The following is a 26,203-nucleotide window of genomic DNA, read 5'->3' on the forward strand; positions in this document are numbered from 1 at the left end:
GGGCAGGAAAGATTGGTGAAGTTTATTTCTACTCTAAGGATAAAGCTGAATGCTGAAAGTTTTCAAAGGCAGGTGTGGAGACTAGTTCAATTTCAGGTGGGTTGACAGCTACAGTTTCAATCAGGGGTAATGGAGCCATGTGACTGATGGCGGGGCTTGGTGTCAGCCTACCCAGAGCTGCAGAGGTTCCTTCACTCCAGCGATATAACCAGCTCGGCTGCAACCCCAAGAAGATGATTAAGACTGTCATCACAACTGACGGTAAGCGATCGCGCCAGTAAACACGAGGTAAGTTTGCTAAATTCTCAGGCAGTCTACCAAAAAAGGCTCGGTTTACCAGGTTCAAGAAGTAAACCGCTGTTAGTCCTGTTCCTAGCACGCAAAGCAAAGTCTGTACTGGGAAGACCGAAAAACTGCTGCGATAAACAACAAATTCGGCGACAAACCCAACCATCCCGGGAATCCCCCCACTTGCCATTACGCCTGCAATCATCAGACTACCGATTAGGGGCAAACCGCGCTCTGGGTTTAACAGTCCCCGCAAGACGGTGACATCACGAGTTCCCGTTTTGGAATAAACCACACCAACCAGCAGAAATAAAAGGGCTGAAATTAACCCGTGACTAACCATCTGCCCAACTGCCGCCAAAATGCTCAAAGGCGTGGCAGCGGCACTGGCTAGAATCACGAATCCCATGTGACCCACCGAGCTATAGGCCACAATTTTCTTCATGTCGGTTTGGGCGATCGCGACAAAAGAGCCGTAGAGAACGTTGACGACAGCGATCGCTGCTAACCAGGGAGCCAAAACTCGCCAAGCCTCAGGAAACAGCCCTAAGCCAAAACGCAGCAACCCATAGGTGCCCAATTTCAGCAGCATACCTGCCAAAAGAACTGATGTTGGGGTAGAAGCTTCAACGTGAGCATCGGGCAGCCAGGTGTGCAGCGGCACTAGCGGAATCTTGATGCCAAAACCGACCAGCAGCGTCACTAACAGAATGATTTGCGTTCCTAGCGGCAAAGCTTGGGATTGTAAAGCCGCATAGTCAAACGTGGATACGCCTGTGAGCAGAGTCAGCCCAAAGAACGCAGCCAAAATCAAAATGCCAGAGGTCGCGGTGTAAATTAAAAACTTAGTCGCTGCATATCCCCGTCTTGCACCACCCCAGATGGCGATGAGCAGGTACAGAGGAATCAACTCCAGCTCATAAAACAGGAAAAATAGCAGCAAATTTTGAGCTAGAAATGCACCTGCTACGGCGGACCCCAGCAATAGGAAGAGGGCATAGTAAAGTCGGGGACGGTTAATTTTTGGATCGCTACTATAAATAGCTATCACGACCAGGAAGCTATTCATCACGACCAGCGGAAGGGACAGCCCGTCCACTCCCAAGCGGTAAGTTAACCCTAACGGCTCAACCCAGGGGAGCGTCTCTTGAAGCTGCAAGCCTGCATTGCTGATATCAAATTGAGTAATGAGAAAAACAGTCCATCCTAAAGTAAAGATGGCGATCGCCAGAGCAGCCTGACGGGCCCGCTCAGAATTGGAAAACTGAGGTAAAAAGGCAATTACAGTAGCTCCCAAAACGGGTGCCCAAATCAAGGTACTCAACATCGTACAAGCTACTCCTTAAACCCCTGCATTTAGCTCAACCTAGACAATTCAACGCCAAGATGACCAGCCTCTCGTCAATTAACTCTCCTAACCTAATGTCCAAATAAACTTTGGGCAATGGAATAAGGAAAGTGAAAAGACCAAACCAGCGCTATGAAGGTGAGTATCACTCCCACAAAAACGGTTAGCAGATAGTTACGCGACTGCCCAGAAATGGTGTACTTCAAGCTTTCGCCCGTAAACAAAGAAACCACCCCAACCAGGTTAACCATGCCATCTACTACATAGCGGTCAAGCCAAGCAGTCAGTCTTGACCCCTGAACAACTCCTAAAACAACGCTTAAGCGATAAGCTTTTTCTATCCAAAAGTCGTAAGCCAGGGTATCTCTGATCGGCTTTCCAACTAGATTGACAGGCTTTGCCCAACCCGAATTGAGATAAATGAATCCTCCTAACCCACAGCCCACGATACCCGATGAAATTAAGAGAAGCACCAGCAGAAGATTGATGTTTTCCAGAGCAGGCAGCAAATGCCACTGAAGCAGCATCACAGGTACCAACAGCGCGATGATGACTAACGACACCATTGGTACAGCCATTGTCCAAGGCACTTCAGGAGTCCGTCGCGTTTTAATTTGCGGTTCACCCCAGAATGCCAAACCAAACACGCGGGTCAGGTTAAAGGCTGTTAATCCATTGACCAGCAGCAGTACCCCAACTAACCAGGGAGAACTCCAAAAGCTATCCCCCCATTCCAGCATTGACCAAAGGCTGCCTAGAGGCAGTAACCCAATGGAGGCGAACGTTCCCACCACAAAGCTGCTCGTGGTAGCAGGCATTCGACCAGCAAGCCCTCCCATCTCAGTTAAATCTTGAGTGTTGGTGGTCAGAATTACAGAGCCGATGCTCATGAACAGCAGTGCTTTGCCGATCGCGTGGGTAAACAAAAACAGCAGCGCTAGATCAGTCTGCTGCATTCCCACCGCCAAAAACACTAGCCCCAGGTAAGCACTCGTCGTATGAGATAGAGCCCGCTTGATGTCAATCTGGGCGATTGCTACCAGAGAAGCTCCTATTGCCGTCATTGTGCCTAAAATCATTAGCGCAGTCAGGGCAATCGGAGAGATTGCCAGAATAGGCTGAAGTTTGATCAGCACAAAGGCCCCGCAGGCAACGACGACTGAATTCCGCAGAATCGATGCCGGATTAGGTCCTTCCATCGCCTCATCGAGCCACAGATTTAATGGAAATTGGGCACATTTACCAGTCGGACCGGCAATCAAAGCCAAACCAAGCAGGGTTGCAGTCAAGGGTGCTAAATTCGCGGTTTGAGCCCACGTTTCTAAATCCGAAAAGTTCAAGCTTCCGGCAAGTGTAAACACGACCAACACACCCATGAGCAGCAGCAAGTCTCCCACTCGTTTAGTCAAGAACGCATCGCGAGCAGCTGTCACAACCAGGGGTTGAGCGTACCAGAAACCAACCAATAAGTAGGTCGATAACGTTAACATCTCCAGCAGCGCGTAACTGAGAAACAGCGAGTCGCTCAATACGATGCCGCTCATAGCTGCCTCAAAAAAACCCATCAGTGCATAAAAGCGACCTAAAGCCCAATCTTTCTCCAAATACCCCAGAGCAAAAAACTGTGCTAAGAAGCTCAACGCTGTGATGACGATAGCAGCACCAACGCTGATCACAGAGATCTCTAAAGTGAAAGACAAATCCAGATCCAGGATTTTGAGCCAAGGAATCAGGAGACGCTGAGGCGGCTGATTCCAAACGGCTTGAAGTAACGCCCCGCTGTGGATCAGGGCCAACGCCGTCATTAACAGGTTGAAATAGGCTGCAGGGCGAGGACCTGTACGATGAACCAGTCCTGCTGACCAGGGCAATGTCAACAGGGCACCGATAAGACCGTACCCAGGTACCCACCAGCTTGTCTGGATCAGGAACTGAGACATCACGATCGTCCTTAAATTAAAGCGCTAGGGTCTAAATGAGCTAAGTAAATTTTAGAGCTTGTGCCCGAAGCTAAGTGCGATCGCTCCAGACCGCAAATCTAAAAGACTCGTTTAAGTCAGAATAATAATTGTGACAAAACTGCAACAAAGGATTTTTGTAAGTAGTTTTCACCAAATGTTCGGTCGTAAAGGAAAAACAAAGCTTTCCTCAGCCCACATGTATTTAGGCTCAACGTCTACAGACCTTGCTCCTAGTAAAGAGCGTAGCACCTTTGGGACTCAACCGAAATATGACAAAAAACTCACAACATTGCAATTCTATAAGTGGTTTGAATTAGTGTTGAGCTTTTCAACCTAATGTTGAGGAGTGAAATCCATCTGAATAAGCCTGTACTTATCGGTGGTATTATAAAATCTCATAAATAAGCCTTTTAATTCAGTCTAGAACCTTTCCACTTGCTGCTTGATACTTTCACTTGAAGAATACAAGAGGTGGAGTTCAGCTATTTTCTGACTCCTTTGAATTACATTCCTTGCAATTGTTCAACAATTGTGCTTACAAGATAAGTCGGGATTATATTTTTTATTAAAGATAATCATTCTGCTTTATATTGTCAAAGTAAAGACATCCCCTGTATTCTTAAGCTTGGGAACTCTAAAGGTGCTTTTCTGAAAATTAAATCGGGCTCTCCGTCCAAATTTTCAGTTAAGAACTGTATTTATTAACAAATTCTTCTTTGCGGGAGATGACTAATGCCAATTGCTGTTGGAATGATTGAGACGAAGGGCTTTCCTGCTGTGGTAGAAGCAGCAGATGCGATGGTGAAAGCTGCTAGGGTTACGTTAGTTGGGTACGAAAAGATTGGCAGTGGTCGCGTCACTGTAATTGTGCGAGGCGACGTTTCCGAAGTGCAAGCCTCTGTTGCGGCTGGCGTGGAATCTGTTAAGAGGGTAAATGGGGGAGAGGTTCTCTCTACTCATATTATTGCCCGTCCACATGAAAACCTTGAATATGTTCTGCCAATTCGATATACAGAGGCTGTAGAGCAATTTCGAAGTTAATTAAGAGTCAAAGGTAAGCGGTTCAATTAAACATAATTGAACTTCTAAATTAAGCTTCTGAAGGATTGTTTCAGACCGCTTAAATTGTAAAAGGTTTGTTTTTCAAAAACTAAAACTTGGAAGGGAGAATACGATGGCGATCGCAGTTGGAATGGTAGAAACTTTGGGCTTCCCCGCTGTAGTAGAAGCAGCAGACGCGATGGTGAAAGCTGCCAGAGTTACATTAGTTGGGTACGAAAAGATTGGCAGTGGTCGCGTCACTGTAATTGTGCGAGGCGACGTTTCTGAAGTGCAGGCTTCAGTGGCAGCCGGGGTTGACAACGTTAAGCGAGTGAACGGTGGACAAGTCCTCTCCACTCACATCATTGCCCGTCCCCATGAAAACCTGGAATATGTCCTCCCCATCCGCTACACCGAAGCAGTTGAGGCATTCCGGGAAAGCGTCAGCGGTATCCGTCCTCTCAACCGTCCATAACTTCATAATGCAGATTGCTAAAGTTTGTGGCACTGTTGTCAGTAATCAAAAAGAACCTAGCCTCAGAGGAGTCAAATTCTTACTATTGCAGTTCCTAGACGAGGAAGGGCAACCCTTGCCGGAGTATGAGGTAGCTGCTGATAGTGTTGGGGCAGGCATTGATGAATGGGTTTTGGTGAGTCGTGGAAGTGCTGCGCGCCAGGCTCCTGGCAGCGAAACCCGTCCTCTAGATGCTTTAGTAGTTGGAATTATTGATACGGTCAGCGTTGACAATCGACTCCTTTATAGCAAACGCGATCAAGATCGTTAAATTCTCAATTCTGCTTTAGAGTCCAGGCTGAGCGATGCCCAACAAGCTTTTCTAGGGTCGGTTACTGTCTTGCAAAAGCTTTAGGAGGTCGAGATAAGCCAGGGGTGAGTCATTTACAGATTTTGCCAACGGTCAAGTCTTTTGAGTGCCAACTCCCTCTGCTGTTACGGCTTGAATCTCAGATCAATCTTTTTTCTTTGCTAAGCAAGCTGATTTTAGTTGACTTGCGGTATCGCTCTTTTCAGTCAGGAGAAATTCATCATGGTCGTTCATGGTTCTGCTGCTCCTCCCACTCCCTGGTCAAAGAGCCTGGCTCAGCCCAGGATTCATGAGACAGCATACGTTCATTCCTTCTCCAACATTATTGGAGATGTGTCTATTGGTGCCGATGTGCTGATCGCTCCAGGAACTTCTATTCGAGCGGATGAGGGCAGCCCCTTCTATGTAGGCGAAGGAACCAATATTCAAGATGGCGTGGTCATTCATGGTCTAGAGCAGGGGCGAGTTATTGGAGATGACCAAAAACACTACTCTGTTTGGATTGGGAAAGACACTTCTATCACCCACATGGCGCTGATTCATGGACCAGCTTATGTAGGAGATGACTGCTTCATTGGGTTTCGCTCTACAATCTTTAATTCTCGTATTGGCGATGGTTGCATCGTGATGATGCACGCGCTGATTCAAGATGTAGAGATTCCACCTGGCCGATATGTTCCTTCTGGATCAATCATCACGACACAACAGCAGGCAGACCGGTTGCCCGAAGTGGAGTCGGTTGATGTTAAATTCGCCCACCATGTTGTTGGGATTAATGATGCTCTTCGGTCGGGTTATCGGTGTGCTGAGAATATTGCCTGTATTGCTTCAATTCGCACTGAGTTGGAGCAGACTTATGAATCTAGCAACGCTAACGGAAACGGATCGAGTAAAAACCATAGTAATAGCCATAATCAAAGTCAAATGCAAAGCGATCGCCTAAGTTCTGAAGTCGTGCAGCAGGTGGGTCAACTCTTGGCTCAGGGTTACCGCATCGGTATGGAACACGCCGATGCCCGCCGCTTCCAGACGAGTTCCTGGAAAAGCTGTGCTCCCATCCAGTCCAACCGTCAAGCTGATGTGCTTGCTGGTCTAGAAGCCTGTATATCTGAGCATCGCGGTGAATATGTCCGACTATTCGGGATTGATACTCAATCTAAGCGCCGAGTTTCGGAGATGATTGTTCAAAGGCCCGGCGATAAGGTAGCAACTGCCTCATCCAGTAGCAGTAGCAGTAACTATTACACCCCCAGTAGCTCCAGCAGCAACTCTAGCAGCCAAAGCTATGGCACTCAGAACTATTCGTCAGCTAAAAGCAATCGCTTAAGTTCTGAGGTTGTACAGCGGGTGAGTCAGCTTTTGGCTCAGGGCTATCGCATTGGCACCGAACATGCAGATGCGCGTCGGTTCCAAACGAGTTCCTGGCAAACTTGTTCGCCGATTCAAGCAAGTCGTGAATCGGATGCGATCGCTGCTCTGGAAGGATGCTTGGCTGAACATAGTGGTGAATATGTACGTATGTTTGGCATTGACACCCGTGCTAAGCGTCGGGTGTCAGAATTGATTGTTCAAAGACCTGGCGATAACGGTAATTCTGTTGGTTCTGCCCCAAGTCGATCCTACACACCGCCTGCTGCATCGACAAACGGTTATAGCAGTGTAAACGGTGGAGCGTTCGCCCCATCAGGAGGGAGCCTTGCCTCAGACATAGTGCAACAAGTCAATCAGCTGCTGTCTCAGGGATATCGGGTTGGCGTTGAATATGCAGATGCGCGTCGCTTCCAGACGAGTTCTTGGAAGAGCTGTTCGGCTATTTCAACAATTCATGCGTTAGATGTGATCGCCGCTTTAGAAATCTGCTTAGCTGAACACAGCGGTGAATATGTCCGTCTGTATGGCATCGATACGGCTTCCAAACGACGAGTTTCAGAAACTATCATCCAAAGACCTGGCAAATAGCTTTGCTTTAGACCTTGCATATTTGTTAGAGGTTCTTGTTTCCAATGCGTTTGCCGCCCCTGCGACCCATCAGCGATGTCCACTTTTGTGTAAGTGGCAACGTCACGATACATCCCAGTGCGGTGATTGCTCCTGGTGTGTTGCTTCAAGCTGACGCGGACAGCCAGATTGTTATCGCAGCAGGAGTTTGCATTGGGGCGGGAACGGTCCTACACGTTAATCAGGGAAACTTAGAGATTGAGGAGGGCGCTAGCTTGGGGGCAAGCGTCCTTCTATTTGGCAGTGGTAGGATAGGAGCAAATGCCTGTATCGGTTCTAAGGTTACTATTTTCAATAGTTCCATTGAGCCTGAGCAGGTCGTTCAGGCTGGTTCTTTAATTGGAGATCCTAGCCGTTCTATAACCCAGACGGAATCGGTACCAGCTGAGGCTTCACCTCCTCACGCAGAGACAGCATCAACTCAGGTTTCACCTCCTCAGCCTGCTGAAACTGCTCCGGTTCACTCACCATCGGCTCTCGCTACTGCTGCAAGTGTACCCATCTATGGAAAAACCGCATTGACTCAGTTGATCATTGCGCTTTTCCCTAGTAGGCATTCCTTAGATGATTTACCCCCTGAAAACCAGTCTTCCAATGGCAAAACCCCAGAATGATAGCGCACGATATGCCCTGAATGGAGGTCACAAATGAATGTGCAGGATGGGGGGTCAGTCCTGGCGAGATCAATAGGACAGCCAAAGGACTTCAAAAACAGAGCTTTGGGGTTGGTTTCAACTCGTAGCTTTCCCGCTATTGTCGGTACGGCAGACATGATGCTGAAGTCGTCTGGCGTAACACTGGTGGGTTACGAAAAGATTGGCAGCGGCTACTGCACGGCTGTCGTTCGAGGCGGCATTTCAGATGTGCGAATCGCGGTTGAGATTGGTGCAGAAACTGCTCAACAGTTCGGTCAACTCATTTCTAAGGCAATCATTCCGCGCCCTATGCCTAATCTGGATGCGGTGCTGCCAATTGGTAGTCGTTTGGCAAAAATTGTAGAAAATCGGGGACACAATCGCCTGAGCAATCAGGCAATCGGTTTGCTGGAAACGCGAGGTTTTCCGGCAATGGTTGGTGCTGCCGATATGATGCTTAAATCTGCGGATGTGCAGTTTGCGGCCTATGAAATCGTTGGCGAAGGGCTATGTACTGCAATTATTCGCGGTCGAGTTGCAGATGTGGCGATCGCCGTAGAAGCCGGAATGCACGAAGCCGAGCGAATTGGAGAACTCCACGCGGTGATGGTAATTCCTAGACCGTTGGATGACCTGGAGCAAACCTTGCCCGTATCGAGCTGCTGGCTAGATAAACCTCAGCCCCTATCGCTACCTGTAGAATTCAAAGAAACCCAGAAAGAACTGCTGGAATTGCCAGATCTAACTCAACTCCAAGCACCTGCTCAAAAATCAGAAGAATCAGAATAGTTTTCTGCAACAGGATGCAACAGGATTAGTTGCTTTAGGTTTGCCCCCAAAAGCCATTGTTGCCGTTAGGGGAGGTCAGAGCTGGAGTAAAGCTGAATCGGTTAGGCTCATCGAAAGATTCGCTGGCGATCGCCCCCCACTGCACTCCACTGGTTTCGGGGTATCCCGTTATGGGAGGTAGCTGGGAGGGCTGCCATTGGTTTACCTGCTCCAGCTCTGATTGATCCAACTGTTGCTTGACTTGCCCCTGACCCAGCAGTCGTTTACGTCCCTCCAAGGCGGACTGAAGATCGGGTTTAATCTGCAAAGCTTTGTCGTAGGAGGCGATCGCTTCCTCATGGCAGCGCATCGTTTCCAAAATTTTGCCTCGCTCGTGCCAGGCCCAGTAGTTATCGGGTTGAAGCTGCACCACACGATCAAAGGAGATCACTGCCTGCTGATTCTGCTGAAGGTATTCCAGAACTGTGCCCCGCTTAAACCAGGCAACGTGATCATCAGGCTGGATTTGCACCACGCGATCATAGGACATGATTGCTTCTTCGTAGCGATGCAGATTTTCTAGCGCCATCCCTCGCATTAGCCAAACGAGGGAATCGTCTGGTTGGTCACGAATAGAGCGATCGCAAGAAGCAACTGCTTCCTCGTAGTGCTGCAAATGATAAAGCTGATCAACCCGCTTAAGCTGGCTCAAAACCCGTTTGCGGCTCTCAACCGCAAGCTGAAAGTCAGGCTTCAGTTGAACAGCGCGATCGTAAGCAGTCACAGCGTCTTCATGCTGTTCTGAATCCTCCAAAACCCTACCCCGATCGTGCCAAGCCCAGTAGTTATCAGGCTGAATCTTGATTACTCTGTCATAGGCTGCTAGAGCTTCTTCATAGCGCTGCAAATGTTCTAGCGCTTTGGCTCGCTTGAACCAGGCAAGATAATCTCCAGGTTGCAGTTTCGTGACCTGCTCGTAGGATATTGCAGCTTCTTCATACTGATGCAAATGTTCTAGTGCCATACCCCGCTTAAACCACACCAGGTATTCGTCGGGTACTGCTTGAATGAATTTGTCGTAACTGGCAACCGCTTCGGTATATCGCTGCTGCTGAAATAGTTCATCTCCCCGCTCAAACCAGAGCAGATATCCATCTAAACTCACCGACCGGACGGTCGGCAAGATTACTGTAGTGTGATGGGGAGTCACTAAATCTTTGAGAACGTCTAGTGCCTCTGCCGCCGACTGATAGCGCTGGCGAAAGTCATAGCGCACCATTACATCCAAGATGTCTGCCAACTCTGGGCTAACCTGAGCTTTCTCGCGCCAAATAACTTCACCTGTGCGGGGATCTTCCCTAAAGTGAGCCGGAGAGCAACCTGTAAGTGCTTGAATCCCCACCATTCCAACTGCATAAACATCGCTGCTAAAGCGAGGCTTGCCAGCCATCTGTTCGTTAGGCATATAGCCTGATGAGCCGATCGCAATCGTCACAGTAGAGAGATCTGCGCCCAACTCCTGAAAGCTAATTTGTTTGACCGAACCAAAGTCGATCATGACGATTTTGCGATCGCTGCTCCGTCGAATCAAATTAGAAGGCTTGATGTCGCGGTGAATAACCTGCTGCTGGTGAACAAACTCTAGCGTTGTGAGAATATCTTGCAGTAAAGCAACGACCTCAGGTTCTTCTACAGCCCGACCTGCCCTCAACTCTCGACTCAGCACCACTCCTTCAATCAGTTCTTGAACCAGGTAAAACTCTTGATTTTCCTCAAAGTGAGCAAAAAGCCTGGGAATTTGGTCGTGGCTACCCAATTCATCCAGCACCTTTGCCTCTTGATCAAACAAGCGTCTGGCAGACTGCAATGCCTCATCGCTGGTCACTTTGGGCTTGAGTTGCTTGACGACGCACTCAGGATTTCCGGGCAAGTGTAAATCCTCAGCGAGATAGGTTTGTCCAAATCCTCCCCCACCTAGATGGCGTTTGATTTGGTATCGCCCACCAAGTGTTTGTCCCAGCATAAGTAAGTATGTTTTGCAGAAAGTGATTTTCAATTAATGCCCTGAAAGAACCGCGCAGCATTCGCCCGGAGGCAAATTGAATCGAGTGCAGCAATTCTTTCTAAAGTTGTCAGGCGTAGATGTACGGGTTAGCGCACGACGAACCAGAAGCAAAACTGATCAACAGGGCATTGAAAGGGGTGAGCGAGAAGGCACAAAGCAAGTTGAGGAAACAGAGAACTCGCCATTTCACCTCCCAGTATTCCCCACACTCTGATAAAGCTGCTTGTAGAATCAGTCAAGATTGAATGAAATTTTCCACCTACTCCCTTCCTGGTCACAGATTAGGGACTAAAAGACCAGGGATGCACGCCGCGCCCGAGGGTACATCCCTGATTTTTTAGTGGGAAAGGAGTAATTTCACAGCCGCTCGTAGATTCACTGATTCCTAAAAGGAACGGGCTGACTTGTCGCACAAATTCACGCCAAATCAGCAACACCTGAAATAATTGAAGTAAAGCGATGGATTCTGGTAGAGCGGCTTACAGGATTAAGCCGCCCAGATTGTTATACTAAAGTCGCTGAGAATATGGTTTTTCGACGGAATTTCTTTAGAACATGCAGCCCACTGACCCTAGCAAATTCACTGAGAAAGCCTGGGAAGCAATTGTGAAATCCCAGGATGTTACTCGTCGCTTCAAGCACCAACAGCTAGAGGTTGAACATCTGGCGATCGCCCTTCTAGAGCAAGAAGGGTTAGCCCACACAATTTTGCAGCGGGCAAATCTTGACCCGAATGCGCTCAAGCAACAGCTAGAAACCTTTGCCCAACGTCAACCTAAGGTTTCAGAAAACGCGCAGCTTTATTTAGGGCGCAGCCTAGATTTGATGTTAGACCGGGCTGAGGCAGCGCGGCAAACCTGGCAGGATGAGTTTATCTCAGTTGAGCATTTGCTGCTGGGGATGGCAGAATATGAGCGGGTCAATCGTCGCTTTCCCAGAAACATTAACCTAGATCCAAAACAGCTTGAAGCTGCTGCCAAAGTTGTTCGCGGTAGCCAGCGAGTGACGGATCAAAGCCCGGAAGGGCGCTACGACGCATTGGAAAGATATGGACGGGATCTGACTGAGCAGGCAAAGGAAGATAGGCTTGATCCGGTAATTGGTCGGGACGAGGAAATTCGTCGCGTGGTGCAGGTTCTGTCTCGTCGCACCAAAAATAACCCAGTGCTGATTGGGGAGCCGGGAGTCGGAAAGACGGCGATCGCCGAAGGGTTAGCCCAGCGCATCATTAAAGGAGATGTGCCCGAATCGCTCAAAAACCGTCGCCTGATTACCTTAGATATGGGTTCGCTGATTGCTGGAGCGAAGTATCGCGGAGAATTTGAAGATCGGCTGCGAGCAGTTTTGCGCGAAGTGACGAACTCTGATGGTCAGATCGTTCTATTCATCGACGAACTGCATAGCGTTGTGGGGGCAGGGGCAAGCCAGGGCACGATGGACGCAGGTAACTTACTCAAGCCGATGTTGGCACGGGGTGAACTGCGCTGCATTGGGGCGACGACTTTAGATGAATACCGCAAGCACATTGAAAAAGATGCGGCTCTGGAGCGACGTTTTCAGCAGGTTTATGTCGGTCAACCCAGCGTGGAAGACACAATCTCCATTCTGCGAGGCTTGAAAGAACGGTATGAAAAGCACCATGAAGTGAGTATTTCTGACAGTGCTCTAGTGGCTGCGGCAACGCTGTCTGACCGTTATATCAGCGATCGCTTCTTACCTGACAAGGCGATCGATTTGGTAGATGAAGCTGCTGCCAAGCTCAAGATGGAAAGCACCTCAAAACCAGAGGAGCTAGAAACCATTGATCGGCGCATCATGCAGCTTGAGATGGAACAGTTTTCTTTGCAGAAGGAAGGACAATCTCCGGGCATCGTGGTTGCTTATCGTGCTGCCAAAGATCGCTTAGAGCGAATTGAGAGCGAGATCAGTGAACTGAAGCAGGTGCAGCAAAAACTGAATTCTCAGTGGGAATCTGAGAAGCAGATGAAAGATGAAATCAATGCCCTGCGCGAAGAAGAGGAAAAGCTGCGACGGCAGATTGAGAAGGCGGAGCGAGACTACGACCTGAATACAGCAGCTCAGTTGAAATATGGGCGGCTGGAAGTCGTGCATCGCGAACTAGAGGCAAAAGAAGCAACGCTGATTGAAATTCAAGAACGTGGTTCTTCTTTGCTTAAGCAGCAGGTGACTGAAGCTGACATTGCTGAGATCGTGGCAAAGTGGACAAGCATTCCTGTGAACCGCCTGATGGAGTCTGAGCGGCAAAAGCTGTTGCAGCTTGAAACTTACCTGCATGAGCGGGTAGTGGGCCAGCAGGAAGCGGTTGAGGCAGTAGCAGCGGCAATTCGACGGGCGCGGGCTGGGATGAAAGATCCGGGTCGTCCGATTGGTTCTTTCCTATTTATGGGTCCAACGGGAGTTGGTAAAACTGAACTGGCGCGGGCGTTAGCAGAATCTCTGTTTGACACTGGCGATTCGCTGGTGCGGCTTGATATGTCGGAATACATGGAGAAGCATTCTGTTTCACGCTTAGTGGGTGCGCCTCCGGGTTATGTGGGCTATGAGGAAGGAGGGCAGCTTTCAGAGGCGATTCGCCGTCACCCTTACTCGGTGCTGCTGCTGGATGAAGTGGAGAAAGCACACCCAGACGTGTTCAACATTTTGCTACAGGTGTTAGATGACGGGCGAATTACTGACTCTCAAGGGAGAGCGGTTGATTTCAGAAATACGGTGATTGTGATGACGAGTAACATCGGCAGCGATCACATTCTGGATGTATCAGGAGATGATTCGCAGTATGAACTGATGCGAAAGCGGGTGACCGATGCACTGCGATCGCACTTTCGTCCTGAATTTCTGAACCGTGTTGATGACATCATTCTCTTCCACCCGCTGCGGTTAGAAGAGCTGCGGCAGATTGTTGGCATTCAGCTTCAGCGGATTCACCGTCTGCTAGCAGACCAGAAAATCACGCTAGAACTAACGCCAACTGCCCAAAATTACATCGCTGAAGTGGGCTTTGACCCGGTTTATGGAGCACGTCCGTTGAAGCGAGCGATCCAAAAAGAGTTGGAAAATCCGATCGCCACCAAGATTTTAGAGAACACGTTTATCGAAGGTGACACAATCCTCATTGACCTGGTAGACCATAAGCTGACTTTTAATAAGAGAAAGCTGGCGATCGAGGAGCCAACGGCGATCGTGCCTCAAGTTTTGGCAGCCGAAAGCTGAGGTATACCGGTTCGTTGCGTGACAAATTAATTTGTCAGAAGTGTGAATCAATGGGAGTGGTCAACCTTACTTCACAAGCAAAAAAAATCCCCAGCACGAAGCCAGGGATTAATTCAGGGTGCATCTACCATTCCTTTATTCCCAGATGGGGTACTCCATCAGGAATTTTTTTAGAATTTGTGCAAGTTTGTGTTTCGCGATCGCCCCTAGCATCCGCTCTCCATGTTCCTTGAATCACTCTTGCGTTACTGTTATAGGCAACTTGTTTAAATGACCCGTTGAGCTGCGTGAATCTTCGATATCTAATTCCGCTATTGGACTCTTCTGTAAAAGAATGGGCTTTAGAAGCTCGGCTACTGCGATGGCTGACTTTTCTGTGGCTGTTTGTCGGACTGGTGATGCTGTTTTCTGCATCCTATGCGGTTGCGGATGCGGACTTTGGTGATGGGCTGTATTACTTCAAACGGCAAATCATTTGGGTCGCGGTTGGGTTGGTTGGCTTTGGCGTGTTGGTGCACTCGCCTCTGCGCTACGTCTTGGCAGCAGCCGACTGGATTTTAATAGCGCTATTGGGACTAATCTTGCTCACCATCATTCCAGGCTTGGGTACCAGCATCAATGGGGCTAATCGTTGGATCTCGCTGGGATCATATGCACTACTTCAACCTTCTGAAATTATTAAGCCATTCTTGGTGCTTCAAAGTGCCCGTGTGTTTGGGCAGTGGGAACGACTATCTAATTCCACTCGCTTGGTGTGGTTAGGCATTTTTGCGGCGGTTGTGGCTGGTATTTTGCTTCAGCCCAACCTGAGTACAGCAGCGCTCTGCGGTATGGTGTTGTGGCTGGTGGCGCTGGCAGCAGGGTTGCCCTACCTTTATCTAGGAGCAACGGCGATCGCTGGACTCGCAGCGGCAATTGTCAGTGTCAGCATCAAGGAATATCAGCGAGAGCGAATTATGTCGTTTCTCAATCCCTGGGCTGACCCGATGGGAAACGGCTATCAGCTTACCCAAAGTTTGATGGCGATCGGGTCGGGTGGCTTTGGTGGAGCTGGGTTTGGGCTATCTCAACAAAAGCTATTTTATTTGCCGATCCAATATACTGACTTTATTTTTGCTGTATACGCTGAGGAATTTGGCTTCATCGGCAGTATGTTACTGCTGCTGCTGCTAGCAGCCTATGCCACGCTGGGTTTAAAGGTGGCGCTAAAAGCAATTAACCCGGTTCACCGACTGGTGGCGATCGGAACTGTAATTCTGCTGATTGGGCAATCGCTGCTCAATATTGGCGTGGCGACGGGCGCACTGCCCACGACAGGTTTACCGTTTCCATTTTTTAGCTATGGCGGAAATTCAATGATTGCCAGTTTGCTGCTGGCAGGGCTGCTCATTCGCATTGCCCGTGAAGGCAGTGAGGCCAAAGTGGTCTCGCTTGACCATCGGCGTCATCGGCGGCAGCGAGGTAGTCTGCCCGGTGCTTGAGCGATGGTTAGAGGGCGATCGCCATTTCTACAGTCCGCCTCCGATAAGATGAAGATACGTCTAACAGTAGATTCGATCGCTCCGCCATCTTCAAACTATGCTGGAAACCCTACAGACTCGACTATACGAGTTAGGAAACTTTGCTGACACCCTGGTAGCAAATCAGTTGTCGCACCTAACTGTGACGAGCGTCGGAATCATCTTTCTGGCAGGTCTGTTAACCAGTTTGACTCCCTGTATGCTGTCAATGCTGCCCATTACGATTGGCTATATCGGCGGCTATGAAGCCAGAAGTCGAATTCAGGCAGCAACGCAGTCTACCTGGTTTGCGCTAGGTTTGGCGACGACACTAGCAGGACTGGGAATTGTGGCAGCGGGTTTGGGCAGTGTGTATGGTCAGGTTGGGGTGGGGCTGCCAATTGTGGTGAGTGCGATCGCCATTCTTATGGGGCTAAACCTGCTGGAGGCTTTACCGCTGCAATTGCCGAACTGGGGCAGGATGGATTGGATCTCCAAGGATTTGCCCGAAGGCGTTCGTTCTTACCTAATTGGTCTAACGTTTGGATTAGTGGCTTCTCCCTGTAGCACTCCAGTTTTGATTACGCTGCTGGCCTGGGTGACTGAGACAAAAGATCCTGTTTTGGGTGGTGTATTGTTGTTGTCCTATACCGTGGGTTACGTCACCCCACTGGTTTTAGCAGGCACCTTCACTGCCTCAATCAAAAAGTTGTTAGAACTGCGCCGCTGGTCAAGCTGGATTACTCCGGCAAGCGGTGCGTTGCTAGTTGGGTTTGGTGTTTTCTCCCTGCTGTTCCGGTTTTTTCCAGCCGGAATTTAAGAGCTTAATTCATGACTTCAGAAAATCCTTCAACCAATTGGACTGCGATCCCACAGCGTTATCTCAAGCGAGAATTGTTTCCGCTGTTGGCAGATTTGCGGCTGGCGATCGCCCTGCTGTTGGCGATCGCCGTCTTTAGCATCACTGGCACCGTCATTGAGCAGGGACGATCCCTAGAGTTTTACCAGGCAAACTACCCAGAAGACCCAGCTCTGTTTGGCTTCCTCACCTGGAAGGTTTTACTAACTCTGGGGCTAGACCACGTTTACCGCACCTGGTGGTTTTTGGCGCTGCTCATTCTGTTTGGCTCCAGCCTCATTACCTGCACCTTTCAGCGGCAAATTCCTGCGCTGCGCTGGTTTTCCCGCACCTGGAATTTTTACACCAAACCTCGTCAGTTTGAAAAATTTGCCCTAAGTGCAGAACTTGATCACGCTTCGATCAAGCAACTGAGCCCGTTGCTTGAAAAACGCCGCTACCGAGTTTTTCGACGGGATAACACGCTTTATGCCGATAGGGGCATTGTTGGACGGATTGGACCCATTATCGTTCACGCCAGCATGATCCTGATTTTGCTAGGGGCGATCGTGGGCGCAATGACAGGCTTTTTCGCTCAGGAAATGGTGCCGAGCGGCGAAACGTTTCGGATTCAGAATATTTTTGACGCTGGGCCCTGGGCAAGAGCGCAAATTCCTCAGGATTGGTCAGTACGGGTCAATCGCTTTTGGATCGACTACACCCCCGAGGGCAAGATTGACCAGTTTTACTCCGATCTCTCTGTTCTGAACGATCAAGACGAAGAGATTCAGCGTAAAACGATTCACGTCAACGAACCGCTGCGTCATGAGGGTGTAACGCTCTACCAGGCAGACTGGGGAATTGCCGCAGTTCGCATTCGGCTTAACGAAAGCCCAATCCTGCAACTGCCAATGGTAGAGATTGGTACAGATGGCGGTGGTCGTGTCTGGGGCACCTGGATTCCGACAAAGCCTGATCTGAGTGAGGGTGTATCCGTTCTGGCAAAAGATCTTCAAGGCATACTGCTGCTTTACGACACAGAGGGCAAGTTGCTCTCAACCGTGCGTCAGGGAATGTCTACCGAAGTGAATGGTGTGACATTGGCGATCGCCGAAATTGTGGGTAGCACAGGCTTACAGATCAAAGCTGATCCTGGTATTCCAATTGTTTACACAGGTTTCGGTTTACTCATGATCAGTGTGTTGATGAGCTACATTTCCCATTCCCAAATCTGGGCATTAGAAGAAGCCGGAAAATTCTACATTGGCGGTAGAACCAATCGCGCCCAGGTTGCTTTTGAGCGGGAGATGCTAGAAATTTTGGACAGCTTAGAACCCTCAACTTCTGATGCTGGGGCAGTTAGCGACCCAAAATCCCTCGTCCCTAACCCTTAAAGGGTGTTTGAATGAGGAGTGTCTTGTGTAAGGGCGCAGCATTCGGCAAGTAAACTCTGAAACAAACCGAGAATTTTTGCCCGAATGCTACGCTTCTACAGGTTTTGGGGCTACAGATTACGTTCTTCCAACGCGCAATTCCCTAGATGTTGATGCTATTGGGAATCCTCGACGGCAGTAGATAAGGATAATCTACCCCGTCCCGATTTATCCGCTGCTGGTTGCGCTGCTGAATTTCTTGCTCAATGCTTTTCAGCTTGAGTTGAAACTGGTGCAGGATTTGCCGATCGCCTTCTTCCTCGTACTGAATCAGTTTTGAATCACCCAATTGTCCCCAAATAATGCCGCTGAGGGCGAAGGTCAACTCCATCTGATTTAAGTCCTGGTCTACAGGAGGTAAAACTTCTTCTAGCTTCACCGCTGCATCGGGGCGAGCATAGGTCGCCAGCGGTGCATTAGGCATATACCCCGCGTAGTCAAACTGAGAAAAATTCACCGCCGCGTGCTGGGGCCCACAGGTAAAAATGATCTGCGTAGCAATCTCAATGAGCTGCTGAAGCCCTTGAATTTCTCCTGGACGCTGATTAGCACTGGTCGCTGCTGGAAAGTTAGGCACGCGAGGATAATCGGGCAACGTATCAACCTGAATTCCTGTCTTAGCAGCAAATTCAGCCGGTATCCAGTCTGGCAGTTCAGGAAATTCGGAAAGGGGGCGATCGCTCAAAGGCTGTCCCAATTCCGCTGCCCAAGCTTGCAGGTAGGGATCAAGCAAAACAGCAGTATCATCACGGTAATAGCGCTGTAAGTAGCTGCTGACATAAGTAGCGATCGCATCCCACAAAAGCTGAGCATCATCGCGGTAAGCAAAGTCAGGCAAAAACTCTGGCTCTAGCCCTCGTCTGGCAATGTCATAAGGAAGTGCCCCGTCGGTAAACGAGCGCTGCCGATAAGACTGATTGATCAGGCTGACTGAGGCTTCTCGCGTTGGAGCTAGCAGGTCTTCGATCGCAGCGTCTTCGGCTAGCAGCAGCGTATTGCCGCGTGTGTTGATCGCTAGTAAAAAGCGAAAATGCGGCCGCAGAAGCTGATACAGCGGATGACCAACTGGAAGCTGGCGGGAGGTGGCGATCGCAAACGCCTCCATTGACAAATGCGTGTTACACAAGTGGTCAATTAGCTCGTGATGCGTCATGTCTGCCGCTTGGGTATAGAGCTTTGCCCGCATCCAATCATCTGCCACCGCAGTTGGAGTTACCCATTTGCTGCCCGACTCTAATTGAATTAAGACTGGGTAAAGTCCCTGCTCAGTGCCGTAAAACAAAGCCTGTGGGTTTCCTACATAGCGCCCCAACTGAAGATCGGTTGAAGTGAGATCTTCAAATAGGGGATAATCTGCCAAAAACAGGCGATTTTGAGCAGCTGCATCCAGCAAATTCACATTTTTCTCGGTTGCTACTGAGTAGTCTTGGGTTGCCCAGGCTTGCAGTCGCTCCCGGTCTGCTTCTTGAATACGATGCAAAATCATCGGATTTGTCCCTGCCAAACGCTGACGGGCAAACTCGCGATCGCTTAATTCCCCATCTCTAGCGTGAATGAAACTGACCTTTGGGCGTTCTCGCTGCCACCGTTGTTCTAGTTCTGTATAGAACCGTAACCGCTGCCGTTCGCTACCAGGCCCCGCATCTTTTGAAGGGGAAGCATCTTGTAGGCGATCGGCGATCGCGGCTTTGCTGGCAGCTTTTAACGCCTGACCCATTTCGAGGCGTTTGCGCACATAGTTGCTGTTAAACGTTTCTCCAGGTGGCAATGTCCAGTTGAGCCAATCGGAATGTAGAAACTCTACATCCGCCAGCAATGTACTCAATCTATCCACCTGCTGACCAGTTTTTTGAACCGTTGATTCAAGCCACTGCATCAGCAGGTTCAACGGTGGTGAAACACGTCCTTGCTCAATTAAATTCTGGTAAATTCGAGTTAATCCGTAGCCCAGTGCCCCATCTTCACCGATGTGGGCAAACAATCGTGCAGGGCCACGCTGTTTCAACCCCACTGGACTGTAGCGATAGAATCCCTGCTGCTGTTCTGGAGGAAGATGGAGCATGATATGTCCTGAGTGAGTTTAGCTAAGACGCAACTGTCGAACGGTCGTGAATCAGTTCTATGTAAATCGGTCTAGATAGCTGGAACGAAACTCAATAAAGCTGAAGTAGCATTTTTCAGAAGCGAAGTGTTGAGTCTAATCATCTGCACCCACTTATTGAAAACTAAACAAATAAATCAAAGTCCTTTCCTGAAATTTCTAAAAATTTTTCAAATCAAACAGGATTTCTTCTAACAGAATGTCGCGATGGTTCTTCTAAACACCTCTAAATCCAATCGCAGCTACGCCATCTTGGGGACAGGAGCGTTAGGCGGGTTTTATGGCGCACGGCTACAGCAATTGGGGACAGAAGTGCACTTTTTGCTGCGAAGTGACTACCAGCATGTTCGCCACCATGGACTGACCATCGATTCAGTGCAAGGTGACTTTAAGCTGCCCCAGGTGAACGCCTATGCCAGTGTTGAGCAAATGCCGCCTTGTGATGTAGTTGTGATTGCTTTAAAGACAACTCAAAATCACCTGTTGCCTCAGCTTTTGCCGCCTTTAGTCGGCGAAAATAGTACGGTGCTAGTGTTGCAAAACGGGTTAGGGGTTGAAGCCGAGGTCGCTCAAATTGTGGGCGCGGAGAAGGTCATGGGTGGGCTATGTTTCATCTGCTCCAACAAAGTTGGTCCCGGTCACATTCACCATTTGGACTATGGAGCAATTGTGCTGGGGCAGTATTCAGCCAACAATCAGCCATGCGGCATCACACAGCGCATGTCTGAAATCGCAGAAGATTTTCGACAAGCCAATATTCCAATTGAGCTAACGGAAGACCTGTTTCTAGCACGCTGGCAGAAGCTCGTGTGGAATATCCCCTTTAATGGGCTTTCGGTTGTGCTGGATGCCACGACTGAGGAAATGATGGCAAACCCGGTCGTGCAGAGTTTGGCAGAGCAGCTAATGCGAGAAGTGCAGATAGCTGCTGGGGCGTGTGGGCGATCGCTCCCTGACAGCTACGTTCAAAAAATGCTGGATCACACGGCAAAAATGAAACCCTACCGCACTAGCATGAAAATTGACTATGACGAGCGCCGTCCATTGGAAATCAAAGCCATCTTTGGGAATCCACTCGATAGCGCCCAACAAGCCGGAGCAAAAATTCCTCAAATTGAAATGCTGTATCAGCAGCTTCAGTTCCTGGATGCTCGGAATCGCTCTGCAGAAGTCTGAAAATAGGCAACGAAAAAGGCACCCTTCTGGAGTGCCCTTCACGATTTATCTATTAAGGTGTCTTACGTCGGTTCCTGAGAATTGCTGGGAGGAGCGGCAACTGCATCCTTTGCTTTGGCTCGCTCTTCCTTCTTCTTCCGGTCTGCCTTGAGCATATCTTCCATGACGATCTGGGCTTGAGCAATTTTTTCTAGATTGCTGCGATAAAGTTCCAGATCTTTTTGCACTTTCTCTTCAGGCAAGTTTAGTGCATCACAAACCTGCTTAATCGCTTCATTTCGCCGCTTTTCATCTTTAACGAGGTCAAAATCTACACGTTCTAGCAGGGTATATAAGCCGATCGCAAATAGACGACTATATTTGAACTTGGGGTTTTGGGAGATCGCCCGAAATTGTCCCGTCAGACTACCTGCCTCGGAGTTTTCAGACTGCTTAAGCTGACCCATCAGGTTATCCAAGGACAGACCAGATGCTTCTGACTGCAACCGCTCAAAATCTTGCCGATAGGTTTGAGGGTCGCTGCCGATGGATTGGCAGAGCGCGTTAAAAATAGAAACTTTGTCGTTTTCCGGCCGGTAGCCCTGCATAAATCGCTCAAATGCATTAACTACACCTAGTGCGTAAATGGGATCATAATGAAAATCCGCATTGACGGAAAGCAAATGCATTTCTACCATCAACTCCTCTACAACTCGGCGGTAGATGGAGTTAATTGGGCGAGTGTGAGTATTGTAGAAAGCTCGCTTGGTATCGGAGACAGTGCGGACGTTGTTCACAAGAAATTTTAAAGATAACTTGATCCTATTGTCTCGTGTAGCGGCTAGTTTGCCAAGCAATGCTGAGGCTAATGCTCAGGCAAAAACTGGCTAAAAATGCTGCTAATTTAGCTGGCAATACCGCGAGGAACCCCTTCCAGGGCTTCTGCTTCTGTATCAAAAATTTCAAAAACTGAATCCATCATCGTCACCTCAAAGACAAGCTTGGCTTCGGGATGAACGTTACAAATGCGGAAGCTGCCTTTCACCTTGTCGGCATCGCGCATTCCTGCTACAAGAGAAGTCAAGCCCGAACTGTCAATAAAATTAACGTGTCCTAAATTTACAACCACGTGTGGACTCAATCTAGAAATGCACTCCTGTAGCTTGAGTCGAAACTGCCACGCCGTTGTGATATCTAACCGTCCTGTTGGGGTCAGAAGGATGATCGTTTTACCGTCTTGGGTGGTGTGTGTTGTCTGCTCCACGTGAATTATTGCCCTCTTTTTAGGAATTGCAGTATCAGGTTCTCAGGTGTTCTAAGCCTCAAGAAACCCCAAAGCAAGATTTAGAGATATGCACTACTCATGCGATCGCCCTCAGAATACCAGTTCCGGAACCATATCCAGAGAGGGTAGACACACCTAGTCTCTTCCGTCGCAGAACTGTGTCCATTCTAGTCGGGTCTGATTAAGCAGCTATGTATCAGTGCTTCGCTAAATCCAGGATGCTTAAGCCGCAATTGGCTGCACCACAACCCCTAGATTACCCACCCCTACGAGTTACTATCCCTCCTGTAGCAGGTTAACTCGTTTGGGAATTAGGAGAACAAAGAAATAAGGGAGTGCTGGATAACCCTCACTCCCTTACGCCTTCACACTCAAAAACGTGAAGTTTTATTTCCTTAGTGGAACGTTAGTGGTTATCAGGCGACCAGCTAGCCCAATCTTGAGGCTTTAGAAATCTCTCGTAAAGTTCTGCTTCGGGCGTGTCGGGCTCTGGCTGATAGCTATATTCCCAGCGCACCATTGGGGGCAGGGACATGAGAATAGACTCGGTGCGTCCATTGGTCTGTAGCCCAAAGATCGTACCTCGGTCGTAAATCAGGTTGAACTCGACATAGCGACCCCGCCGATAAAGCTGGAACTGACGCTGGTGATCGCCATACTCCATTCCTTGCCGCCGCTCCACGATGGGAATGTAGGCAGGTAAGAAAGAGTGTCCACAATCCTGCACAAAGCTGAACAACTGCTCCCAGTTGCGCGGCGCTATTTCTTCTAACGCATCACTGTAGACTGCTGCTGGTCCGCTGGCATTGGGACCGTGATAAAGCTTACCTCGCCCATCCTGGTAATCAAAAAAGATACCGCCGACTCCCCGCGTCTCCTGACGGTGCTTCAGATAAAAATATTCGTCACACCAACGCTTGAAAGTTGGGTAGTACTCTGGATGATGCTGATCGCAAGCCTGCTTCATCGTTTGGTGGAAATGGGCTGCGTCTTCTGCAAACGGGTAGTAGGGAGTCAAGTCGATTCCACCACCAAACCACCAAACCGGTCCTGCCTCAAAGTAGCGGTAGTTGAGGTGAACTGTAGGAATGTAAGGATTACGTGGATGCAGCACCATTGAGGTGCCCATCGCATGGAAACCGTGCCCTGCTGCTTCTGGGCGCTGCACTAAAATCGAGGGCGGCAGATCCTTTCCCCAAACTTCTGAGAAGCCGACACCACCTTGCTCAAACACCCTGCCTGCTTTCATCACACGAGAACGACCGCCGCCACCTTCCTCGCGCGTCCAGGCATCTTCCTGAAAAGTTCCTTCACCGTCTATTTCTTCTAATTTTTGGCAAATCTGATCTTGTAGATCTCGCAAAAATTGGCCGACCCGCTGTCTTGAATCAGAGGGGGGTGCAAAGCTGGAGGTCTTGATCTCACTGGTGTAAGAATTTGTCATAGCCCTACTTCAAATCGTCTGTGCCCGCTTGAATGTCTGGATGAGGCGTAAAAGAATAGATTCTAAACCAGGCAACAGATTGAAGTTGCCACAGTTTGATCTAGAGTATCTTGAATCGAGCTGAATCATGCACTGAACTTTATGAACATAAGTGAACCTTGAAGTAGTGAGTTTAGAGAATACAAAACTTGTTCCGGGGCTCCTCCTTAGCATATAGAGCTGGTGGCGCTACCTCCTGAAAACCAGTGACAGAGATACTTTAACGGCATTTCCAAGTAGAACTTAGGAATGAGTAAAAACGGGTGGAAGGGAGAAAAATTAGCAGATTTTGGAGACTCTAAAACAGCAGATTTGAGGCAAGTTTGATTTGTTCAAGGGCATCAATAGAACGGGGTAGCAGGGGCAGCTTAACAAAAGTTAGGCGATCGCCCCTCCCCTCAAATCCTTCAACCGCAATTTCTTCCCCAGCTTGATAACAGTTATGCACGACATAACGCTGCTGAACGCCCAGATTATCTAAAGCCTGCGTGAGTCGTTGGGTTTCGGCAGCGATCGCTGACTGTGCCTGGAGTACCCCAATAAATTCAGTGTATTTAGGATCTTTCAGCCGTTTTTGCGCCTGCATCACCCGTTGACGGAGCGATCGCAACCGTCCCATTAGTTCTGTGCGCCCTACTACGTCCTGATATTTGAGCCACAGACGAAAGATCCAGGCAAGCCAGTCTGCCATTGCTGTCGGCATTTCTAGAAACCGCAGTAGATGACCTGTTGGCGCAGTATCTAGAATAATCAAGTCTTGTGCCTTTTGTTCCAGCAGTTCCATTACTGTCACCAGTGACAGCATTTCATCGATTCCAGGCAAGGCTTGAGACACGATCTGTCGCCATGCTTGAGGTCCATACGCAATTTTTAGGTCGTCGTCACCTGTCTCGCCGCTCATCATTTCTGCCAGTTCCCACAGGTAATCTGCTCGAAACTGGTCTAGAACTTGTTCTGCATCGACTTCTTGCCCACTGAGATTAGAGCTCAAGGCAACAGGCTGATGTCCTAACTGCACACCTAGTGCATCTCCCAAGGAGTGGGCAGGATCAATCGAAACAACTCGAATACTTCGGTCAGGGTGACGTTCAGCCATTGCCCAGGCGATCGCCGCTGCTACCGTTGTTTTTCCTACCCCACCCTTGCCGCCTACGAGAATTAGCTGCCGTCCTTCTACCAGAAAGTCACTGAAACCAGGCGGAATTTGTTGGGGTAATGGTGCCGGTTTTGCTTCACCCGTGTGCTTAATGTCCTGCTGATGGAATTCCTGAATCCGGGCTATCAGTTGATCCAGAGCAACCGTACCAACAGGTTCTTTAGCTTGGTGAGGTGCTGTGAAAATAGGGAACTGTTGAACCACTTGAAATTTGCTGAGAACTAATTGCTGTTCGTCATAGCGATCGCGCTCGTCGGCATCCAGCAGAATGTGGTTTACAAATAGCCCACCAACCGGAATTTGCAGCTTTTCTAAGGCTGTGAGAAATCGCTGAGTTTCCAGGTAACTCATCGGTTGGGCGATCGCCACCACCAGGCAAGCTGTTTGCTGCTGATCTTGCAAAAGCTGCCGCCCTGCTGCCAAATCTGCCTTGATGTCTACCAAAAATGCATCTGCCTGATCGGGCACATACTGCCCTGCAAACGTTTGGCTGATGACGCGATGCTTCTCCTGAAACAAATCCATTGCTTCTAAGAAACCATCTAAAAAGTCCATTAGCTCAAACAGGTTCAGCGTGTGCCCGCTGGGAGCCATATCTACCACGATGCGATCGGCGACTCGTTCCCGCAGTAGCCGTTGAATCTCCAAAATACCCATCAGTTCATCTAGTCCAGGCCAGCTTAGATCCCAAACTGGGCTGAGGTCTTCACCTTGAACAAAACTGCCCCGCTCCACCAAAAGCTCTAGAACCTTGCCATAGTCTGCTTTGAACTGTTGAAGTAAGGACTGAGAATCTAGCGCTCTCACCTGAAGGTTCGGCAAATCTGGAAGCGATCGCGGCACATCTCCAACTGGCGACAACAAAACGTCTGCCAGCGAATGAGCTGGATCAGTCGAAACCAACAAAATTTGCTCATCGGGAAACTGCTGCGCCCAGCGACGAGCAAACCCGCAGGAAAGCGTCGTTTTCCCCACTCCGCCCTTACCGCTAAACATTGCCAACCGTAGTCTGTCGTACTGGTGCATTCCTTTTACCCAAAGCCTGCATCGTTAAAATGCCCATCCACCTGGGATGACTAAACCATTGGGATCAG

At 49.2% G+C, this 26,203-nt stretch carries 19 protein-coding genes; 11 read left to right on the top strand and 8 right to left on the bottom strand.

Annotated features, from left to right (window positions below; all coding sequences use genetic code 11):
• Positions 1-28: 28 nt before the first annotated feature.
• Entirely contained in the window at positions 29-1,615 is a 1,587-nt protein-coding gene (locus H6F93_RS07530) for an NADH-quinone oxidoreductase subunit M (protein ID WP_190644643.1), read from the bottom strand.
• A 92-nt stretch (positions 1,616-1,707) separates the two neighbouring features.
• On the bottom strand, positions 1,708-3,576 hold the full coding sequence (locus H6F93_RS07535; protein WP_190644642.1) for an NAD(P)H-quinone oxidoreductase subunit F: 1,869 nt from the start codon (positions 3,574-3,576) through the stop codon (positions 1,708-1,710).
• Between the two features lie 753 nt (positions 3,577-4,329).
• Here H6F93_RS07535 and H6F93_RS07540 point away from each other — a divergent pair.
• The 6 genes from H6F93_RS07540 (at position 4,330) to ccmO (ending at position 8,884) form a co-directional block, all read left to right on the top strand.
• Positions 4,330-4,638: a carbon dioxide-concentrating mechanism protein CcmK gene (locus tag H6F93_RS07540; protein WP_190644641.1), complete on the top strand. Its 309-nt coding sequence runs from the start codon at positions 4,330-4,332 to the stop codon at positions 4,636-4,638.
• A gap of 133 nt (positions 4,639-4,771) precedes the next feature.
• Positions 4,772-5,113, top strand: a complete 342-nt coding sequence (locus H6F93_RS07545) for a carbon dioxide-concentrating mechanism protein CcmK (RefSeq protein WP_190644640.1) — start codon at positions 4,772-4,774, stop codon at positions 5,111-5,113.
• 7 nt (positions 5,114-5,120) lie between these two features.
• Positions 5,121-5,423 (top strand): beta-carboxysome shell vertex protein CcmL, encoded by a 303-nt coding sequence (ccmL, locus tag H6F93_RS07550; RefSeq protein WP_190644639.1) that lies wholly within the window; start codon positions 5,121-5,123, stop codon positions 5,421-5,423.
• Positions 5,424-5,684: 261 nt separating this feature from the next.
• Positions 5,685-7,421, top strand: coding sequence for a beta-carboxysome scaffolding protein CcmM (ccmM, locus tag H6F93_RS07555; RefSeq protein ID WP_190679943.1), 1,737 nt, complete (start codon positions 5,685-5,687; stop codon positions 7,419-7,421).
• Positions 7,422-7,465: 44 nt separating this feature from the next.
• Positions 7,466-8,074 carry a beta-carboxysome scaffolding protein CcmN gene (gene ccmN / locus H6F93_RS07560; protein ID WP_190644637.1) on the top strand — a complete coding sequence of 203 codons (609 nt, stop codon included), beginning with the start codon at positions 7,466-7,468 and terminating at the stop codon, positions 8,072-8,074.
• A 33-nt stretch (positions 8,075-8,107) separates the two neighbouring features.
• A complete protein-coding gene (ccmO, locus tag H6F93_RS07565) occupies positions 8,108-8,884 on the top strand; it encodes a beta-carboxysome assembly protein CcmO (RefSeq protein ID WP_190644636.1) in 777 nt (258 codons plus the stop codon).
• Between the two features lie 34 nt (positions 8,885-8,918).
• Here the strand turns inward: ccmO and H6F93_RS07570 are convergent, their stop codons facing one another.
• On the bottom strand, positions 8,919-10,886 hold the full coding sequence (locus H6F93_RS07570; protein ID WP_190644635.1) for a serine/threonine-protein kinase: 1,968 nt from the start codon (positions 10,884-10,886) through the stop codon (positions 8,919-8,921).
• Between the two features lie 597 nt (positions 10,887-11,483).
• Between H6F93_RS07570 and clpB the strand changes: the two genes are divergently transcribed.
• From clpB to H6F93_RS07590, 4 genes are all read left to right on the top strand, one after another.
• A complete protein-coding gene (gene clpB, locus H6F93_RS07575; RefSeq protein WP_190679944.1) occupies positions 11,484-14,159 on the top strand; it encodes an ATP-dependent chaperone ClpB in 2,676 nt (891 codons plus the stop codon).
• A 287-nt stretch (positions 14,160-14,446) separates the two neighbouring features.
• A complete protein-coding gene (locus tag H6F93_RS07580) occupies positions 14,447-15,640 on the top strand; it encodes an FtsW/RodA/SpoVE family cell cycle protein (protein WP_190679945.1) in 1,194 nt (397 codons plus the stop codon).
• A gap of 97 nt (positions 15,641-15,737) precedes the next feature.
• Complete coding sequence (locus H6F93_RS07585; RefSeq protein WP_190679946.1) at positions 15,738-16,478, top strand: cytochrome c biogenesis protein CcdA; 741 nt, start codon at positions 15,738-15,740, stop codon at positions 16,476-16,478.
• A gap of 11 nt (positions 16,479-16,489) precedes the next feature.
• Positions 16,490-17,890 carry a cytochrome c biogenesis protein gene (locus H6F93_RS07590; RefSeq protein WP_190679947.1) on the top strand — a complete coding sequence of 467 codons (1,401 nt, stop codon included), beginning with the start codon at positions 16,490-16,492 and terminating at the stop codon, positions 17,888-17,890.
• A 142-nt stretch (positions 17,891-18,032) separates the two neighbouring features.
• Here H6F93_RS07590 and H6F93_RS07595 read toward each other — a convergent pair whose 3' ends face one another.
• Positions 18,033-19,991 carry a lipoxygenase family protein gene (locus H6F93_RS07595; protein WP_190679948.1) on the bottom strand — a complete coding sequence of 653 codons (1,959 nt, stop codon included), beginning with the start codon at positions 19,989-19,991 and terminating at the stop codon, positions 18,033-18,035.
• Between the two features lie 246 nt (positions 19,992-20,237).
• Here H6F93_RS07595 and H6F93_RS07600 point away from each other — a divergent pair, with 246 nt between their 5' ends.
• Positions 20,238-21,206 (top strand): putative 2-dehydropantoate 2-reductase, encoded by a 969-nt coding sequence (locus tag H6F93_RS07600; RefSeq protein WP_190679949.1) that lies wholly within the window; start codon positions 20,238-20,240, stop codon positions 21,204-21,206.
• A 62-nt stretch (positions 21,207-21,268) separates the two neighbouring features.
• Here H6F93_RS07600 and psb29 read toward each other — a convergent pair whose 3' ends face one another.
• From psb29 to H6F93_RS07620, 4 genes are all read right to left on the bottom strand, one after another.
• Positions 21,269-21,982 (bottom strand): photosystem II biogenesis protein Psp29, encoded by a 714-nt coding sequence (psb29, locus tag H6F93_RS07605; RefSeq protein WP_190644627.1) that lies wholly within the window; start codon positions 21,980-21,982, stop codon positions 21,269-21,271.
• Between the two features lie 107 nt (positions 21,983-22,089).
• Complete coding sequence (locus H6F93_RS07610; RefSeq protein WP_524537912.1) at positions 22,090-22,449, bottom strand: STAS domain-containing protein; 360 nt, start codon at positions 22,447-22,449, stop codon at positions 22,090-22,092.
• Between the two features lie 427 nt (positions 22,450-22,876).
• Positions 22,877-23,914 carry an oxygen-dependent coproporphyrinogen oxidase gene (gene hemF / locus H6F93_RS07615; protein ID WP_190679950.1) on the bottom strand — a complete coding sequence of 346 codons (1,038 nt, stop codon included), beginning with the start codon at positions 23,912-23,914 and terminating at the stop codon, positions 22,877-22,879.
• A 337-nt stretch (positions 23,915-24,251) separates the two neighbouring features.
• Positions 24,252-26,135 (bottom strand): ArsA family ATPase, encoded by a 1,884-nt coding sequence (locus H6F93_RS07620; RefSeq protein WP_199313543.1) that lies wholly within the window; start codon positions 26,133-26,135, stop codon positions 24,252-24,254.
• Positions 26,136-26,203: the final 68 nt, after the last annotated feature.

The organism is Leptolyngbya sp. FACHB-671 (assembly GCF_014695745.1).
GTDB lineage: Bacteria > Cyanobacteriota > Cyanobacteriia > Elainellales > Elainellaceae > JAAUTN01.

Excerpts from the sequence above, each read along its gene's own strand:
- H6F93_RS07540 (WP_190644641.1), top strand. The coding sequence starts at position 4,330 with ATGCCAATTGCTGTTGGAATGATTGAGACGAAGGGCTTTCCTGCTGTG.
- H6F93_RS07535 (WP_190644642.1), bottom strand. The coding sequence starts at position 3,576 with ATGTCTCAGTTCCTGATCCAGACAAGCTGGTGGGTACCTGGGTACGGT.
- ccmL (WP_190644639.1), top strand. The coding sequence starts at position 5,121 with ATGCAGATTGCTAAAGTTTGTGGCACTGTTGTCAGTAATCAAAAAGAA.
- H6F93_RS07600 (WP_190679949.1), top strand. The coding sequence starts at position 20,238 with ATGGTTCTTCTAAACACCTCTAAATCCAATCGCAGCTACGCCATCTTG.
- H6F93_RS07620 (WP_199313543.1), bottom strand. The coding sequence starts at position 26,135 with ATGCACCAGTACGACAGACTACGGTTGGCAATGTTTAGCGGTAAGGGC.
- H6F93_RS07530 (WP_190644643.1), bottom strand. The coding sequence starts at position 1,615 with ATGTTGAGTACCTTGATTTGGGCACCCGTTTTGGGAGCTACTGTAATT.
- H6F93_RS07585 (WP_190679946.1), top strand. The coding sequence starts at position 15,738 with ATGCTGGAAACCCTACAGACTCGACTATACGAGTTAGGAAACTTTGCT.
- H6F93_RS07545 (WP_190644640.1), top strand. The coding sequence starts at position 4,772 with ATGGCGATCGCAGTTGGAATGGTAGAAACTTTGGGCTTCCCCGCTGTA.
- H6F93_RS07590 (WP_190679947.1), top strand. The coding sequence starts at position 16,490 with ATGACTTCAGAAAATCCTTCAACCAATTGGACTGCGATCCCACAGCGT.
- H6F93_RS07595 (WP_190679948.1), bottom strand. The coding sequence starts at position 19,991 with ATGCTCCATCTTCCTCCAGAACAGCAGCAGGGATTCTATCGCTACAGT.
- clpB (WP_190679944.1), top strand. The coding sequence starts at position 11,484 with ATGCAGCCCACTGACCCTAGCAAATTCACTGAGAAAGCCTGGGAAGCA.
- ccmO (WP_190644636.1), top strand. The coding sequence starts at position 8,108 with ATGAATGTGCAGGATGGGGGGTCAGTCCTGGCGAGATCAATAGGACAG.
- ccmN (WP_190644637.1), top strand. The coding sequence starts at position 7,466 with ATGCGTTTGCCGCCCCTGCGACCCATCAGCGATGTCCACTTTTGTGTA.
- ccmM (WP_190679943.1), top strand. The coding sequence starts at position 5,685 with ATGGTCGTTCATGGTTCTGCTGCTCCTCCCACTCCCTGGTCAAAGAGC.
- H6F93_RS07570 (WP_190644635.1), bottom strand. The coding sequence starts at position 10,886 with ATGCTGGGACAAACACTTGGTGGGCGATACCAAATCAAACGCCATCTA.
- hemF (WP_190679950.1), bottom strand. The coding sequence starts at position 23,914 with ATGACAAATTCTTACACCAGTGAGATCAAGACCTCCAGCTTTGCACCC.